The 16,415-nt window shown below is 55.4% G+C and carries 17 protein-coding genes and 1 pseudogene; 7 read left to right on the top strand and 11 right to left on the bottom strand.

Going from position 1 to position 16,415, the window contains the following annotated elements:
* Positions 1 to 55 precede the first annotated feature (55 nt).
* A complete protein-coding gene (locus AC1RKG_RS13815) occupies positions 56 to 1,420 on the top strand; it encodes an MFS transporter (RefSeq protein WP_122077561.1) in 1,365 nt (454 codons plus the stop codon).
* A 222-nt stretch (positions 1,421 to 1,642) separates the two neighbouring features.
* On the top strand, positions 1,643 to 1,786 hold the full coding sequence (locus AC1RKG_RS13810; RefSeq protein WP_165366286.1) for a hypothetical protein: 144 nt from the start codon (positions 1,643 to 1,645) through the stop codon (positions 1,784 to 1,786).
* 83 nt (positions 1,787 to 1,869) lie between these two features.
* On the opposite strand, the gene AC1RKG_RS13805 is transcribed toward AC1RKG_RS13810, so the two are convergent.
* Both AC1RKG_RS13805 and AC1RKG_RS13800 read right to left on the bottom strand, forming a co-directional pair.
* Positions 1,870 to 2,031, bottom strand: coding sequence for a YnfU family zinc-binding protein (locus tag AC1RKG_RS13805; RefSeq protein WP_217330903.1), 162 nt, complete (start codon positions 2,029 to 2,031; stop codon positions 1,870 to 1,872).
* A gap of 315 nt (positions 2,032 to 2,346) precedes the next feature.
* A complete protein-coding gene (locus AC1RKG_RS13800) occupies positions 2,347 to 3,408 on the bottom strand; it encodes an aldo/keto reductase (protein ID WP_493183257.1) in 1,062 nt (353 codons plus the stop codon).
* A gap of 96 nt (positions 3,409 to 3,504) precedes the next feature.
* Here AC1RKG_RS13800 and AC1RKG_RS13795 point away from each other — a divergent pair, with 96 nt between their 5' ends.
* The 3 genes from AC1RKG_RS13795 (at position 3,505) to AC1RKG_RS13785 (ending at position 7,210) form a co-directional block, all read left to right on the top strand.
* Positions 3,505 to 4,398, top strand: coding sequence for a LysR family transcriptional regulator (locus AC1RKG_RS13795; RefSeq protein ID WP_174573860.1), 894 nt, complete (start codon positions 3,505 to 3,507; stop codon positions 4,396 to 4,398).
* 148 nt (positions 4,399 to 4,546) lie between these two features.
* Positions 4,547 to 5,098 carry a flavodoxin family protein gene (locus AC1RKG_RS13790; RefSeq protein WP_020825595.1) on the top strand — a complete coding sequence of 184 codons (552 nt, stop codon included), beginning with the start codon at positions 4,547 to 4,549 and terminating at the stop codon, positions 5,096 to 5,098.
* A gap of 663 nt (positions 5,099 to 5,761) precedes the next feature.
* The gene (locus AC1RKG_RS13785; protein ID WP_493183256.1) at positions 5,762 to 7,210 is read left to right on the top strand and encodes a GGDEF domain-containing protein; all 1,449 of its coding nucleotides are present in this window, start codon (positions 5,762 to 5,764) and stop codon (positions 7,208 to 7,210) included.
* 5 nt (positions 7,211 to 7,215) lie between these two features.
* Here AC1RKG_RS13785 and AC1RKG_RS13780 read toward each other — a convergent pair whose 3' ends face one another.
* Together AC1RKG_RS13780 and AC1RKG_RS13775 are read right to left on the bottom strand one after the other, a co-directional pair.
* On the bottom strand, positions 7,216 to 7,377 hold the full coding sequence (locus tag AC1RKG_RS13780) for a YnfU family zinc-binding protein (RefSeq protein WP_020825597.1): 162 nt from the start codon (positions 7,375 to 7,377) through the stop codon (positions 7,216 to 7,218).
* A gap of 87 nt (positions 7,378 to 7,464) precedes the next feature.
* Positions 7,465 to 7,944, bottom strand: a complete 480-nt coding sequence (locus AC1RKG_RS13775) for a cold-shock protein (RefSeq protein WP_041415242.1) — start codon at positions 7,942 to 7,944, stop codon at positions 7,465 to 7,467.
* 166 nt (positions 7,945 to 8,110) lie between these two features.
* On the opposite strand from AC1RKG_RS13775, the gene AC1RKG_RS13770 reads away from it, so the two are divergent.
* Positions 8,111 to 8,620, top strand: a complete 510-nt coding sequence (locus tag AC1RKG_RS13770; protein WP_197820233.1) for a VOC family protein — start codon at positions 8,111 to 8,113, stop codon at positions 8,618 to 8,620.
* A 30-nt stretch (positions 8,621 to 8,650) separates the two neighbouring features.
* Here AC1RKG_RS13770 and AC1RKG_RS13765 read toward each other — a convergent pair whose 3' ends face one another.
* The 6 genes and pseudogenes from AC1RKG_RS13765 to AC1RKG_RS13740 form a co-directional block, all read right to left on the bottom strand.
* Positions 8,651 to 9,478 (bottom strand): amino acid ABC transporter ATP-binding protein, encoded by an 828-nt coding sequence (locus tag AC1RKG_RS13765; protein WP_020825600.1) that lies wholly within the window; start codon positions 9,476 to 9,478, stop codon positions 8,651 to 8,653.
* A gap of 9 nt (positions 9,479 to 9,487) precedes the next feature.
* A complete protein-coding gene (locus AC1RKG_RS13760; protein WP_020825601.1) occupies positions 9,488 to 10,375 on the bottom strand; it encodes an amino acid ABC transporter permease in 888 nt (295 codons plus the stop codon).
* A 49-nt stretch (positions 10,376 to 10,424) separates the two neighbouring features.
* Entirely contained in the window at positions 10,425 to 10,952 is a 528-nt protein-coding gene (locus tag AC1RKG_RS13755; protein WP_046374299.1) for a GNAT family N-acetyltransferase, read from the bottom strand.
* Between the two features lie 10 nt (positions 10,953 to 10,962).
* Entirely contained in the window at positions 10,963 to 11,895 is a 933-nt protein-coding gene (locus AC1RKG_RS13750) for an ABC transporter substrate-binding protein (protein WP_493183408.1), read from the bottom strand.
* 31 nt (positions 11,896 to 11,926) lie between these two features.
* Positions 11,927 to 13,250, bottom strand: a pseudogene (locus tag AC1RKG_RS13745) (LLM class flavin-dependent oxidoreductase); the annotation flags it as partial.
* 184 nt (positions 13,251 to 13,434) lie between these two features.
* Positions 13,435 to 14,598 carry a M20 peptidase aminoacylase family protein gene (locus AC1RKG_RS13740; RefSeq protein ID WP_115059652.1) on the bottom strand — a complete coding sequence of 388 codons (1,164 nt, stop codon included), beginning with the start codon at positions 14,596 to 14,598 and terminating at the stop codon, positions 13,435 to 13,437.
* A 346-nt stretch (positions 14,599 to 14,944) separates the two neighbouring features.
* Here AC1RKG_RS13740 and cspE point away from each other — a divergent pair, with 346 nt between their 5' ends.
* Positions 14,945 to 15,154 carry a transcription antiterminator/RNA stability regulator CspE gene (cspE, locus tag AC1RKG_RS13735; RefSeq protein WP_002210315.1) on the top strand — a complete coding sequence of 70 codons (210 nt, stop codon included), beginning with the start codon at positions 14,945 to 14,947 and terminating at the stop codon, positions 15,152 to 15,154.
* 67 nt (positions 15,155 to 15,221) lie between these two features.
* On the opposite strand, the gene AC1RKG_RS13730 is transcribed toward cspE, so the two are convergent.
* Positions 15,222 to 16,412, bottom strand: coding sequence for a multidrug effflux MFS transporter (locus AC1RKG_RS13730; RefSeq protein ID WP_174573864.1), 1,191 nt, complete (start codon positions 16,410 to 16,412; stop codon positions 15,222 to 15,224).
* Positions 16,413 to 16,415: the final 3 nt, after the last annotated feature.

Genomic DNA, 16,415 nt, shown 5'->3' with positions numbered 1-16,415 from the left:
GCCAGCCCGTGGCAGCCCGCAGAGTCCCTCTATTCGCTGACAGGAGCCTGACCTCATGTCTCATGGTGCATCTCTGGATATTGAAGCCTTTATCGATCAATCGCCATTTTCCCCGTTCCAATGGCTACTGCTTCTGCTGTGTTTTTTGGTGATTTTCATGGACGGTTACGATATGGCTGCGATTGCCTACGTGGCCCCTTCACTGCTGGACGAATGGGGAGTGCAGAAAGCCGAACTGGGGCCCGCCATGAGCGCGGCGTTGTTTGGCCTGGCGTTTGGTTCGCTGCTGTCCGGGCCGCTGGCGGACAGGGTGGGCCGCAAACCGGCGGTGATCTATTCCGTATTGTTGTTTGGGGTGTTCAGTCTGGCAACCGCCTGGTCAACTTCGATAGGATCATTGACCCTGCTGCGTTTTATTACCGGATTAGGGTTAGGGGCTGCGATGCCCAATAGCATCACGCTGCTGTCCGAATATTGCCCCAGTAAGCGGCGCACCATGATAGTCAGTGCCATGCTGTGCGGTTTCCCGCTGGGTGCGGCTGTCGGTGGCCTGCTGGCCGGTTACCTTATCCCTTCATTTGGCTGGCGTTCAGTGTTGGTGGTAGGGGGCGTGGTGCCTATCCTGCTGTGTGTAGCACTGCCGTGGCTACTGCCGGAGTCGGTACGCTATATGGTGCTTAAGGGTTATCCCAGCGCCCGTATTCGCGCCGTTTTACAGCGCATAAAGAAGGAAGGGGTCGAGCGGGCTGAGCACTTCGTCATTGCGGAAAAAATAGCCGACGGACATTCCGCTATCCGTGCCATTCTGACTTCTCCGCATCGCACCGTCACAGGGTTGCTGTGGCTGAGCTGTTTTATGAGCATGCTGGTGTTTTACATGATTGTTAGCTGGATGCCCCTGTTGCTAAAAGAGGCGGGGCTGTCGGTGCTGCAATTTTCACATATCAGTGCGCTGTTCCCGTTAGGCGGTGGGGTGGGGTCAATAGTGATAGGTTGGGTGATGGATCGCCGTGAACCCAATAAGGTCCTGGCGCTGACCTATCTGGTCGCCGGGGTATTGGCCTATGGCGTGGGCCTGGCGGTTGGTAACGTCACTCATACACTGCTGTTAGGTTCACTGGTGTTCTTGATGGGATTTGCTTCCGGTGGCGGGCAATCTGCGCTGGCGTCACTGTCTGCTTCCTATTATCCCACCAGTTGCCGCGCCACCGGGGTGGGCAGCATGTATGGGGTAGGGCGTTTTGGCGCTATATTCGGCGTGCTCGCCGGTGCGGAACTGCTGCGTTACCAGTATCCCGCCGCGGCCATTTTTAGCCTGTTGCTGATCCCTGCCTGGTTGGTTTGCCTGGCGCTGATGCTGAAGTATTTCAGCGGACGGCGGCGAGAACTGCTGTTGGCTCGCTTGCCGGATAAACACTGAATACGGCCTCCACGATTGGCGAACGGCATTGCTCAACTGTCTTGCTATTCCACCGTGGAGGGAAAGAGGGGACCGGGTTGATTCGTTTATCTGAATAATTCGATATTGAAGCCCCGGCTCTGCGCTGGGGCTTTGTTTATGTGCGATCAGATCGGTGAACAATTGAGCTTTTGTTTATGCTGCGGCGTTAAAATAAAGCCAAATGCCCATTAGGATCTCACCGTGCGTAAATCAAAATTCTTGCTGGTAACGCTATTTTGCCTGTGCGCAGCTACAGCGCTTTATGTATTGGCCTATCGGTCGTTGGGCCATTATCTCAGCGACGGTGAGAAGGCCTACCCCGATATCAGCATTGAAATCCGTTAACAGCCGTCATCCCATCCAGACCGCTTTGTGCCGCCGCGATAGCGCCGGCTGCTTACGGTATACAGTATCGCCAATGAGAGGGGCTATTTTTCGTCAGGAAGGAAATAGTGCCCGCATTTAGGGCAGATCATGGTGATGTTTTTACGCATTTTGCGACTGTTTTGTTCAGATACGTGAGCGCATTTCGGGCAGGTCACTTTTACTGATGAGTCGCTGAACATCTTAAGGGCATCAAAGATAGACATATCTTTCACCGGGTAGATGTAAGGAGCCTCAGTTTAGCATTGCTCGGGGTTAATAGCCCTTTATTGATTGTTTATTAATCATTTCTGCGAGGGCGGTGCCGGGACTTTGGCGCCGATGAACAAGCGGCGCCGCAGTAAAAATGTCACATTTCCATCCGAGGTTACATCTGTCGGAGCAACCTTACGCAGGCATGACAGTTCTATACATTGTGGCTGGTAATTTAACAGCTACCCGATGATGTTGTGTGTTATCCATTCCCTGTAGTGTATTACCCCATCCCTGTTAAGTTTATCCCGCCTTGTGCGGGATTTTTTTTACCTGCGCTCAATCATTTGCCCGCCAAACATAATGTCGCGCGTGGCCTGCAACGCCAGAAAATCATGGGGGAAACCGAGCTCGATGGCACTGGCAGTTTCCAGCCGTTGCCATTGCTCTTCTGTGAGCCGGACGTCTAATGCCCCCAGATTATCTTCCAATTGCGCCAGCGTACGTGCGCCAATAATGGGGGCGGTCACCGCCGGGTTACGCAGCGTCCAGGCCAGGGCCACTTGCGAAGCGCTGAAGCCGGATTCGTCGGCCAGCGCCTGTACCTGTTCGGCAATCACAAGATTGCGTTCGGTCAGCATGCCCTTATTGCGTACCATTGCGCGCCTTGTCCCGTTCTCTTCCCCCATGGGCTGCAAATCACGTCGGCTGTATTTGCCGCTCAAGATACCGCCGGACAGCGGTGACCAAGGGATCACACCGAGGCCCATTTCCTGTGCCATCGGGATCAGCTCACGCTCTACGGTGCGTTCCAGCAGGCTGTATTCGATCTGCAGGCCAATCAGCGGTGACCAGCCGCGCAACTCTGCCAGGGTTTGCATTCTGGCGGCCTGCCAGGCGGGCAGATCCGACACGGCCAGGTACAGCACCTTGCCGGCGCGCACCAGGTTATCCATGGCGCGCATGATCTCTTCCACCGGTGTGGTGAAATCCCAGGCGTGCAGATACAGCAGGTCGATATAATCGGTATTAAGGCGCTGCAGGCTGTCTTCCACTGAGCGCACCATGCTCTTGCGATGGTTGCCGCCGGAGTTGGGATTATCAGGTTGCATGGGCAGCGTGTATTTAGTGGCGATTACCAACCGATCGCGGCGTCCGGCAGCGAACTCCCCGACAAAACGCTCGGCGCTGCCTTCGGTGTAGCGGTTGGCGGTATCGATGAAATTGCCGCCGCGCTCGACGTAAACGTCAAACAAACGGCGGGCCTCCGCCTGTTCCGCCCCCCAGCCCCAGTCGGTGCCGAAGGTCATGGTGCCGAGTGCCAGCGGCGAGACGCGCAGGCCGGAACGGCCCAGTAGACGGTAGTGGTTTAGGGCCAGTGATGTATGCATCGTGCATTCCTCTGTGGTTTTTCCCCAGAATAGGCCCCGCGATACTCTGATTGAATACGCTATAATCTTCATGAATTATTAAGCGCAGGAGGCATAATGAGAGGAAGTGACTTTGCAGAGCTGCGCGCTTTTGCTGCCATTGTGGAGCATGGCGGTTTTGCCCGTGCCGCAGCGCAACTGGGTATGTCCGCTTCCGCACTCAGCCAGACTCAGCGTAATCTGGAGACCCGGCTTGGTGTTCGGCTGTTGAATCGCACTACTCGCAGTGTGGCCCTCACCCAAGCGGGGGAGCAGCTGTTAGCGCGCCTTTCGCCGGCCTTGGCCGAAATTGAGGCCGCCGTCACCCAGACGGCTGCGCTGCGTTTACAACCGGCGGGTACGCTACGCCTTAACGCGTCCGGCTTGGCGGCGATTTATTATCTGGCCCCGTTGTTAGCGCCGTTCAATGCACATTATCCCGATATTGTGGTGGATCTAAGCGTGGACGATCGGCTGGTGGATATTGTTGCCGCCGGTTTCGACGCGGGCGTACGTTTGCATGAGCGGCTGGAAAAAGACATGGTGGCGGTTGCGCTGGGAGGCGAGCAACGCATGTGTGTCGTCGCATCGCCGACATACCTGGCTCGTTACGGCGTACCACAGACGCCGGATGCGCTACGACAGCATCGTTGCCTAAATACTCGCTGGCCGACGAATGGCAGTCTCTATCGCTGGGAGTTCGAGCGCGGTGGCGAAAAGCTGGAGATTGCAGTGGAGGGGCCCTTGATCGTGGATGAACCGCAGGTTCTGGTGCGTGCTGCTATGGATGGGCTGGGGATTGCCTACTTGTTCGAGAGCCAGGTGGCTGAGGCCCTGAGGGACGGCCGGTTGCTTTCGTTGCTCACGGCCTGGACGCCGCCTTTCCCCGGATTTTACCTTTATTATCCCGCTAATCGGCAAATGCCGCGGCCGCTGCGCGCGTTTATTGACTTCGCCCGGCAGCAGGGTTAACGGTCAGGAGCGAGCTGATAAGCATCCGGTTTTTTTGAATAACTCTGTCAGATAAATTTGGTATTCACCCCGGAGACAGTTGATTAGATTGGATCAGAGTATCCCCGGGTGCCATAGGCACCCTTATACAACGATCAGGGAGTTTCTAATGGCGAAGACAGTGGTAATTTTTCACTCCGGCTACGGCCACACCGAACGTTTGGCAAACGTGGTTGCACAAGGTGCCGAAGCTGAACTGATCGCTATCGATCAGGAAGGCAATATCAGCGATGAAGCCTGGCAAAAACTGGATGAGGCGGATGCCATTATCTTTGGTTCGCCGACCTATATGGGGGGCCCGTCCTGGCAGTTCAAAAAATTCGCCGATGCCAGTTCAAAAGCCTGGTTTACCCGCAAATGGCAGGACAAGGTTTTTGGTGGCTTCACTAACAGCGCCAGCCTGAATGGCGACAAGCAGGTGACGCTGATCGCGCTGCAAACGCTGGCCTCTCAGCATGGTGGTCTGTGGGTCAGTCTGGGGCTGATGCCGGCCAATACCAAGGCGGCGCAACGTACCGATGTGAACAACCTCGGCGGGTCCGTTGGTCTGCTGGTGCAGACCCCAGCAGACGCCGGCGTGGATGAAATGCTGTCGGGCGATCTGGAAACGGCTACGCTGTACGGCCAGCGCGTTGCGGCATTTGCCGCCAAATTGGCGTAAGCATTATCCCCTTGCACGCGCAGGGGGGGAGATTAGCCAGGTACGCTTTTATTCATACGCACGCTTTGGGGCGCTCATTTTTTCTACACAATTGGGGCGTAAATTAGTGTGCGTTATTAGCCTGCTTGGGCTAACACTGCATTTCGTACAAATATTCCCGGTTCCTAGGCCGGGTTTTTTGTTGCTAAGGTGGGCTTAAGCTTCCGGCGATACAATGAGCGGCAACAGGGTCATGCAATGATCGTGTCGTAACTGTCAATTAGCTGCTCTTCAAGCGAGCCCGCATTGCGCGGGCTTTTTTTATGAATTGCGCTTCGTTGCGTCTTACCGGAAAATAATAACCGGCAGCATGGCTTGAGCGGTAGGTAAAATACCCATCTTATTATTATGGTTTTGGCGTTGTGATCATCGGTGATGGTTTACGCTATGCTGTTAGATATCCTTGAACATTATTTTCGGGCGGGTGAAAATCCGTTTCGCATTGCAGGATACCGGTGAGCGATGGCGTTAAGAGCATTCTGTTAATTAAAAACGAATCTATCTTTGTTGCTGATCTGTCTGTATTTTTTAATTTTAACTCTGATTGTTATGTCCTCCTCATCATGTCGGGCGAGGGAATATGCATAGAATTGCTCTGGTGATTATAAATATATGGGTAAGGCGATGAACGCCAGAATAAACGCCAAGCAGGGATTGCCGGTCGCCATCCAGTTGATCACGCTTTTTCTGCTGGCCTATTTACTTTCCCTGCTGGGTATTTTTACACGTCCAATAGGTTCGCTTTCTCTGTTTTGGCCGGTGAATGCGATTTTACTCGGTCTATTATTACGCAAACCGGCCTATGCCAGCCCTGCGGGGTGGTTGATCACCTATCTGGGGATGATCGCCGCCGATTTGACCAACGGTGAAAGCCTGTCGCTGGCGCTGTGGTTGAATGCCTGCAACATGTCCCTGATTGCTACCGGTTACGGTGTGATGCTGCTGTTGCCGCAGTCGCAGCGCCGGATGGGCAAACCCCAAGCAATCCTCTATATGTTCACCGCCAGCCTGAGCGGTGCGGCAGTGGCATCGACACTGTCGATACTGCGCAATGACAGCCTGTACAACAACACGGCGATTATCGCCTGGCTGGCGTGGTTCAGCGAACAGTTCTCGACCAACCTGCTGTTGCTGCCGGTATTGCTGGCCGCCCCGCGGCTTAAACAACTGCTGCGCCTGCAGATCAATTGGCAGCTGCGTGCCAGTATGCCGCTATTGGCGCTGCTGTTTTCACTGGTATTTAGCGTGTATATCGGCGGGCCGGGGGCGATTGCTTTTCCGATCCCTGCGTTGCTGTGGTGCGCGGTCCGCTATCAGTTGTTCACCGTGACGCTGCTGACATTGCTAACCGGCATGACCGAGATCAGCAGCATTTCGGCTAACCTGATGCTGTATGAAACGCCGAACAACCATAATGCCTACCTCGATACGCTGATGTCAGCCCGTCTGGGCATTGCCATGTTGGTCATGGGGCCGCTGATCCTTTCCAGCTCAATCGCGGTTAACCGTAAGCTGCTGCGGCGCCTGGAGCACAGTGCCAATCATGATTTACTTACGGGCGTCTTGGCGCGTAATGCACTGACGCGCAAGGCCGGTGAAATGCTGGAGCACAAATATAAATCGAAAGAAGCGGTGTCGCTGCTGTTGATCGATATTGATCACTTTAAACAGATCAATGATACCCACGGCCATTTGGCCGGCGATCAGGTATTGGCTTCATTCGCCCACATTGTCAGGCGCGAGCTGCGTCACGATCAACTGTTTGGGCGTTTGGGCGGTGAAGAGTTTGCCATTATGCTGCCGCGCGCGCTGGCGGCGCAGGGTGTGGCGTTGGCGGAGCATTTACGGCAATTGGTGCAAAAAACCGAGTTGTATCCTGGTGGCAAGGTTCCGCTAAAAATCACTATCAGCGTTGGCGTCGCCAATCTGGCGATGAATGAGGTGAAATCGCTGGAACAGCTGATGAATATGGCAGATATCGCGCTTTATCGCGCCAAGTCGCAGGGGCGTAACAGGGTGGAGTCGTTTAATGTGATCAGTGGCAACAGCGTGGACCACATTCTGTTTAAATAAAGGCGTCAGTTCTGCTTGGGTTCAAACTCGGTGCCGCAGTTTGGGCAGATCAGCATGACTTTTTGCCGCAGCATCGAGCACTTTTGAGTCGTCACATAGGCGCATTTCGGGCAGGCGATTTGGGTTGAGCGGTTGATGAAACCTTTAACACTGCTGGTATCAGACATAATAAATGGCCTGTGTCAGGTGAAAACCCACGCTAACACAGGTGATATCAAATTGCTTTGAATGTTTTTTATACGCCTGGAAAGGGATTACAGGCTTTTAAGCACTTTCAGCGTTTCGTCCATGTCGATCTCGTGCTCGGAGAAGGTATGGGTGTCGTTCTGGAAGGTGGTGATGGTCAGCATGCGCAGCGTTTGCATGGTCTGGGACGCGTCCTCAGACTGCGGGCGGATGCGGTTCATCAGCAGGCCAACCGACAGCACGGTATTTTCTTTATCCACGTCCGCTTTCACCGGCACTTCCTTGGTGAAAGTATTGAAGGATTTGATGCTGGTGATTTTGATTCTTTCGTTGGCGATGATGATGTACTTGCTCGACGCCAGCACCTTGACCGCAAATGCCGACGGGCCTTTGGTGTTGTTGGTCGGTTCGAAAGTCACCGCCGCGTTTTTCTTAATCAGCTCCGGGTTTTGCACTTTAATCACGTGAAAATAACGATTTTCCCCGTTCTCATCGGTAATAAAGCCGAAGCCTTTGTCTTCAAAAAAAGTCGTTATCTTGCCGTTCATCATCATTCTCATAAAGTCGTTCAATACAGTGCTTATGATAGCGCGGAATGCCTTGCAGTGACAGATTGCGTGCCCGGCATTTGATAATGCGATAACGGCATTTAGCCGCGTGGTGGCCGCATGCTATTTTCAGCCTGACTTTATTCATTTCTGAAAGGGAAAATCGATGGGAATTAAACGGCTTAACCACGCGGTGTTGTATGTCAGTGACGTGCAGCACAGCGCGGACTTTTATCATCAGGTGCTGGGATTCAAGCTCAAACCTTCAGGCAGCCCCGATAAAGCGGTGTTTACCCAGGCGGCCGATTCGGATAATGATCACGATTTGGCGCTGTTCAGCAAGAACCTGGGGCAGCAGCGGGCCGGTGTTTTTCGCGCTAACGGCGAGCCGCCGGCGGAAAACGAACCTCCGGCCGGGTTGTATCATCTGGCCTGGGAGGTCGATAGCCTGGACGAACTGGAGCGCATTCGCGATCAATTGGCGCAGCGGGGTATTCTTGGGCTGGAGGAAGACCATGGCGTGCACAAGAGCATTTACGGTCATGATCCAGACGGACTGTTGTTTGAAGTGACCTGGTTTATTCCGTCAGCGTTGCAGACAGAAGAAGATCGCAACCAGCACGGCATCAAACCGCTGGATTTCGTCGCCGAAAAACGCCGTTTCGCGCAGGCATGATAGAACGGGGCGCCGTTGGGCGCCCTGCAGTTACAGAACCTTATTGAGAAAGTTGACGGTGCGGTGATGCTGCGGATGGTTCAGTACCTGTCGCGCATTCCCCTGTTCGACGATTTGCCCATCGACCATAAAGACAATCTGATCCGCCGCTTCGCGCGCAAAGCCAATTTCATGGGTTACCACCACCAGCGTAACTCCCAGATCCGCCAGCCCTTTGATGACGTCCAACACTTCACCAACCAGTTCAGGATCCAGCGCCGAAGTCGGTTCATCGAACAAAATCACCTTTGGATTCAGCGCCAGAGCACGAGCAATGGCGATACGCTGTTGCTGACCACCGGACAGGTGACGCGGGTAGGCATCCGCCTTGTGCCGCAGGCCGACGGTATCCAACAGTTGATAAGCGACCTCTTTGGCCTGGGCCCGCGAGTAAATCTTATGTACCACCGGCGCTTCAACGATGTTTTCCAGAACCGTAAGGTGAGGGAACAGGTTGAAGTTCTGGAACACATAGCCAACGTTGATGCGCTGCTTGAGAATGGCGTTTTCTTTCAGCTCATACAGCTTGTCACCCTTGCGTCGGTAGCCGACGTAGTCGCCGTCGATACGGATAAAACCTTCGTCGACGCGCTCGAGATGATTAATGGCTCGCAGCAGGGTGGACTTGCCGGAACCTGAGGGACCAAGAATGACCGTGACGGTTCCCGGCTGCAGCGTCAGGCTGACGTCGTCCAGCGCTTTATGCTTGCCGAAATATTTGCTCACGTTGCTGATCTCAATCAGGCCGCGGGCCGGTACCGGGACAATGTTGCGCACCGGCGCTTCGCGCAGGGCATAATAATCAATGGCTTCGGACATGGGATCCTCCTAACGTTTTAACCAGCCGGCCAGTTTCTGCCATGGCGTTGGCGGCAGTTCGCGGACCGCGCCCCGGGCGAAATAGCGCTCAATGTAATACTGAATGACCGACAGTGCGGTGGTGATGAACAGGTACCAAATCGTGGCGACCATCAGCAGTGGGATCACCTGCTGAGTGCGGTTATAGATCACCTGAATGGTGTAAAACAGCTCAGGCAGCGCCAATACGTAAACGATGGAAGTGCCTTTCGCCAGGCTGATGATTTCGTTGAAACCGGTCGGAACGATGGAGCGCAGCGCCTGCGGCAGAATGATACGAAAGGTGCGCCGATAACCCGGCAGGCCAAGCGCCGCCGCGGCCTCATGCTGGCCGTATTCCACGCCGAGAATGCCGCCGCGGATGATTTCTGCGGTATAGGCCGATTGCACCAGCGTCAGCCCCAGCACCGCCACGGAGAACTGGCTGAGAATATCGATGGTCGGATAGCTGGCGAACACCACCGAAGTAAAGGGAATACCTAACGAAATCGCATCGTACAGGTATGAAAAGTTATACAAAATAATCAGCACCAGAATCAGCGGCAGTGAGCGGAACAGCCAGATATACCCCCACGCCAGCGAGGCCAGCAGATAAGAGCGTGACAGCCGCGCCAGCGCCAGCAGGGTGCCGAAGATGATGCTGAACAGGGTGCCAAGCAGCGTCAGCAGCAGGGTCTGCCCCAACCCCGACAGCACCGCCGGTGCAAAGAACCACTCGGCGAATACGCCCCATTCCCAACGTTCGTTAGCCGCCACCGACTGGACGATGGCCGCCAGAATAAAGACTGAAAACAGCGCGCCCACCAGCCGTAGCGGGTAGCGTGCGGGAACCACTTTTAACACTTCTTGTTTGGACATTGCAGATCTCCTGAAACAGATAAAAAAGGGTTAAGAAGGGGGCTGCCCCCTAGGCAATCTTCCTTTCCGGCGCGCAACAGAGTGCGTCCGCTGTTGTCAGGCTTTTGCGAAACGGCAGTCGGCCGTCGTAGGGCGGGCGGCTGTAGACCTCACTGTCGACGCTGGGATCGAACTGTGGCTGATAGCCGTTGCTCAAATACAGGCCCACGGCCTCCGGCTGGCGAAAGCCGGTGGTCAGATAGAGCTGACGATAACCCTGTTCCAGCGCCAGCGTTTCCAACTGTTGCAATACCCGCTGCGCCAGCCCCTGTCGGCGCAGGTCTGTTCGGGTCCAGATACGCTTGAGCTCGGCAGTTTGCGGATCGTAGCGTTTGAAAGCTCCCATGGCGATGGGCTCTCCGGCCCGCAGCAGCACGATAAAGGCACCCTGTGGTGGGGCGTACAGATCCAGCGTTTCCTGCTCCTGGTCACCAAAATAGTTGCCGTAGCGTCGGCGGTACTCGTCGAACAACCCTGCGATCACCGGTTCGATCAGCGGATCGTCCGGCAGCGTTTGGATAAAAACGTCATTTGCCATCTGTATGCTCCTAATCGCCCAAGCCCTGTGGGTTGATCTCCGAGTGCGGAATGCGTTCGACGCTCTCACCCCAACGATTCAATACCTGATCGTATTGCCCCCCCTGGATCACCCCGTTCAGCGCTTCGTTCACTGCGGACACCAGGCCATTGCCTTTTTTGGTGGTGACGGCAATGTGCGCCACTTTTGGCCAGCCGCCGTCTACCGTGCCCGCCAGTTTGGTACGGCCATTGAGCGCAGCCTTGTAGGCACCCATCACATTGGGACCGAAATAAGCGTCGGCGCGGCCGGACTGGAGAGCCAGCGTGGCGGCGGCATCATCGGTGACGTAGACAGGCTGCAGTGGTTTCAGCCCTTGTTGTTGGTTCTGTTTGTCCCAGTTCAGCAGAATGGCTTCCTGGTTGGTGCCTGAGCCGACGATGATCTTCAACCCGGCGATGTCTTTGGCCTCTTTAATCGAAGTGATCTTGCCGCCCGATTTCACGTAGAAGCCGAGGGAATCGATGCGATAGGTGGCGAAATCAAAGCGTGTCTTACGCTCTTTGGTCACGGTGACGTTGGTGATGGCGGCGTCGTATTTGCCAGAGGCGACGCCCAGCGGCCAGTCTTCCCACGAGGTTTGCACCACGTTCAGTTCCAGGCCCAGACTGTCGGCGACCAACTGTGCGATGTCGGATTCGCTGCCAATCAACGTTTTATTGTCCGAGGCGAACAGCGCCAGCGGCGGGGTATTGAGCGCGGCAATCGCCACGGTGAACTTGCCCGGTTGCACGAAATGGAAACCTTGCGGCAGTTTGGCGATCGCCTGCGGGTTTTTAGCCACATGAATGCGGGTTTCATTGGCTTTTAAATCGATGCCGGTGCCGGCTGCCAGCGCCGTGCCGGCCAGGCTTAACGAAGCCAGGAGTGCGGCAACGGCGGTGACGGTAAAGGTATTTCGCATAGCAGCTATCCCTGAAAATAATATTATTGTTATTGGGTAAATTGGTTCAGTGGCTGCTTCAGGCCAAGGTGATCGCGCAGCGTGTCGCCGTTGTAATCACTGCGGAACAGGCCGCGTTGTTGCAAAATGGGCACTACGCGGTCGACAAAGTGGCTGAATGAATTTGGCGTACCGCCGCTGATGATGAAACCGTCGGCGGCCTGGGTGTCGAACCAGTTTTGCAGGCCGTCGGCCACCGCTTCCGGCGTACCGCCGAATACCGGACGTGGTGAGGCCGCCTCCAGCGCCACTTCACGCAGCGTCAGATTGCGCTCACGGGCGTTGCGTTTGATGGCGTCGGTGGTGCTGCGAAAGCTGTTTTGCCCCAGGTCGCCAATGTCTGGGAAGGGTTCATCCAGCGGGTGACGCGAAAAGTCATAGTGCTCAAAGTAGCGGCCCAGATAATTGAGCGCATTTTCGATGCTGACCAGGCGCGCGGTTTCCCAATACTGACGCTCCACGTCTTCATTATCGTCACCGACGATCACGCTGACGCCCTGGAAGATCCGCAGGTCATCCGGTTCGCGCCCTTGTTCCACCAACTGTTTTTTGACGTCCTGATAAAATGCTTGCGCCTGTTGTTGCGATTCATGATGAGTGAAGATGGCATCGGCGTGTTTGGCCGCCAATTGCTTGCCGTCTTCCGAAGCGCCCGCCTGGAACAGGATCGGACGGCCCTGCGGCGTACGGCCAATATTCAGTGGCCCCTGAACAGAGAAGAACTCTCCCTGATGGTTCAGGGTATGCAGTTTTCCGGCACTGAAAAATTCGCCGCTCTGCTTGTTGCGCACGAAGGCGTCGGCTTCCCACGAGTCCCACAGCCCTTTGGTTACGTCGAGGTATTCGCTGGCAATGCGGTAACGCAAGCTGTGTTCCGGATGTTCGGCGCGCGAGAAATTTTTCGCGGATCCTTCCAGTGGCGAGGTGACAACGTTCCAGCCCGCCCGGCCTTTACTCAGGTGATCGAGGCTGGCGAACTGGCGAGCCACGGTAAAAGGATCGCTGTAGGAGGTGGATAATGTGCCCACCAGGCCGATTTTGTCGGTCGCTGCGGACAGGGCGGCAAGCAGGGTTAGCGGTTCAAAACGATTGAGAAAGTGCGGGATGGACTTCTCATTGATATATAAGCCGTCGGCAACAAACACGAAATCCAATTTACCCTGTTCGGCTTTTTTCGCCGTGGCAATATTAAAATCGAGATTAATACTGGCGTCGGCGGTGGCATCCGGATGCCGCCAGGCAGACATATTTCCCGACGCGCCATGCAAAATGGCGCCAAGACGTAATTGCCGTTGATTATTCGCACTGTTGCTCATTGCTTTCACCCTGTTAAATGCCGGTGTGGCGCTCTCTTTAGAGCTCCACTATTGATTAGCGTCATCAGGATGTAAAACAACAAAACAGCATATTCAAATGTTGAAAATAGCAAATATAACGGTGAGGGAAATAATAAATCGCAGCGCAGAATACTCTACGCCGCGAAATAATAATCAGACAGGTTTACACGTTGCTGGTGGCTTTTTCCGGCACCGTGGTTAATTGTTGCAGCGTGCGCTCCGCCAACAGTTCGAAATATTGCGAAGCGGGGAAAATCGCCTGTTCATCCGGATTGAAACGCGGATGGTGCAGGCCGAACTCGCTTGCCGAACCGATGCTGACGAACACGCCCGGGACATGATGCAGATAAAGCGCGAAGTCTTCGCCGCCCATTTGTAACTCGGCTTCTTCCACCCGGTAACCCGCTTCGGCGGCGACGGTTTTGCTGAACGCTGCCCAGCGTGGGTCGTTGATGACCGCCGGTGGCCCGGCCTGCCAGCGCAATTCTGCTTCTGCGCCAAGCGAGGCTGCCACGCCGTTAATCACCTGGCGGATTTTATCCGGTACCTGACGGCGAACCGCATCACTGTGGGTGCGCACCGTGCCCTCCAGCTCTACGGTCTGCGGCAGAACGTTCCAGGTATTGCCGCCCTCGATACGCGTGACGCTCACCACCAGGGATTCCAGCGAACTGAAGCTGCGGCTGGGCAGGGTTTGCAATGCGGTAACGATCTGGCTGGCGGTGACGATGGTGTCGACCCCTTGCTCCGGCTTGGCAGCGTGCGCGCCCTTGCCGGTGATCAGAATTTGGAAACGATCGACGTTGGCGTAAAACGGGCCTGCTCGGGTGGCAAAGGTGCCGGTCGGCAATTCGGGGGCATTGTGCAAACCGAACACTGCCGCCACGTTATCCAGCGCACCGGCGTCGATCAGGTGTTGAGCTCCGTTGAAGGTTTCTTCTGCTGGCTGGAAGAAAATACGCACCGTACCGGGCAGAGTCGCCTCACGCGCTTTCAACAAGTGCGCGGCGCCGAGCATGACCGACGTGTGAAAATCATGTCCGCAGGCGTGCATCACGCCGCTGTTTTGCGAGCTGAACGGCACGCCGGAAATTTCTTCGATCGGCAAGGCGTCAATATCGCCACGCAGCGCAATGATCGGCCCCTTGCCACTGCCGATTTCGGCCACTACGCCAGTCTTCAGCCCGAGCGGCAAAATACGGATACCGGCCTCTTCCAGCCAACGGGTGAGGCGGGCGGTCGTGGCAAACTCATGGTTGGACAGCTCAGGGTTCTGATGCAGTTCACGGCGATAGGCGATGATTTTTTCGGCCAGTTGGCTGGTCATAGTCTTGGCTCACAGTGGTTAACAAGTTTTAACCCTAGTGCAGCGCGGCCGGAAGCAAAAAGACTATATGGTTATATTTCATAGCGATTGTGTCTGCATCACGCCGTCAATACGCATTGACGCCCCATCAAACAGGCGTTCGACCGCTGTTCGCTGGGGTTTAGAGAGGATTGGACTGCCCGTGGCGGCAATGGCCAAGGGGCTGGGTGGTTTACAGCGGCGGAGACGGATTTTTTCACTTTTTATCGTTTTTATGTGATCCAGGTTGTGGACAAAATCCCGTCTAATTGCTGTACTGTACTGGACACACGTTTTGTGTCTTACATTCACGTTAAAGGTAAGTTTGATGTCTAAGATTAAAGGTAGCGTTAAGTGGTTTAATGAATCCAAAGGCTTCGGCTTCATTACTCCGGAAGATGGTAGCAAGGACGTTTTCGTTCACTTCTCTGCCATCGCTAGCAATGGTTTCAAAACTCTTGCTGAAGGCCAGCGTGTAGAATTTGAAATCACGAACGGTGCCAAAGGGCCATCTGCTGCTAACGTTATCGCTATCTAAGCTACAGTAGCCGAAATTCTTAAAACCCGCTCTCAGAGCGGGTTTTTTATTGCCTTTTTACGACGATTTACGCCTGCGGTTTACGTACCAGCAGCTTAAACAGCACGATGGCGATGGCATAACAGCCGACGATGGTTAGCGCCATCGACACGCTGGAGGTGCCGCCCAGGCCGGTAAGTGGCACGCTGCAGGCACCCAAAGCAAACATGCTCACGCCAATCAATGCGGAGGCGCTGCCGGCTTTGTCCCCTTGGCTTTGCATCGCCAAAGATGACGCCGTAGGGCCCACGATGCCGATCACCGCTACCGAGAAGAACAGCGGCACCAGCAATAGCACCAGCGGGGCATGCAGGCTGGCAGCCAGCAACAGCAGCAGCGAGGAAACCGCAGCCAGCGTTAAGCCGCCTTTCAGCACCTTTCTTTCTCCCCAATGTATGCTCAGGCGACTGGATATTTGCGCCGAAATAATCAGCCCGACGCCGTTGATGGCGAAGCACAGGCTGAACATCTGTGGGCTGAGGCCGTAAATCTGTTGCAGCACGAAAGGAGAGGCGCCGATGTAGGCGAACATCCCGGCCATGACGAAACCTTGCGTCAGGCACAGGCCCATAAATTGGCGTTGGGTCAGCAAGCCGCCCAGCGACTGCAACATCGCCAAAATCCCGCCCTGGCTGCGACGTTCCGCGGGCAGTGACTCGCTGAGCTTCAAACTGGCTAGCGTAAACAGCAGCACTGCGATACCTGCCAGCACGCCGAAAATTCCTCGCCAGTCCATGAACTGCAGCATGGCTCCCCCCAGCACTGGCGCAACGATCGGCGCCAGGCCGTTAACCAACATCAGCAGGGCGAAGAACCGTGTCAGTTCATGCCCGGAATAGAGATCGCGGGCTATAGCGCGCGAAATGACGGCACCACCGGCCCCGGCCAGCCCTTGCAACAGGCGGGCAATCAACAACTGGTCGATATTCGGCGCCAACGCGCACCACAGTGACGCGAACAGCAGCAGTGTTAACGACACCAGCAGCGGACGCATGCGGCCGAGCTTGTCGCTGTAAGGGCCGAAAATCAGCTGACCGACGCCTAACCCCAGCAGGCCGGCGGTCAGGCTGAGCTGTGCCGTGGCGGTAGAGGTATTCAGCTCTCCGGCCATCTCCGGCAGAGCGGGCAGGTAGAGATCGATGCACAGCGGCCCCAGTGAGGCGAGCAGGCCAAGCACGAGCGCGTACACCAGACGTTGTCTGGCTAATGGTCTGGTCATAAG

It is taken from the genome of Serratia sp. GW822-FHT06D09 (genome assembly GCF_058799515.1).
Note: the sequence above shows the minus strand (reverse complement) of the source record. Positions and strands in the feature narration are given on the sequence as shown.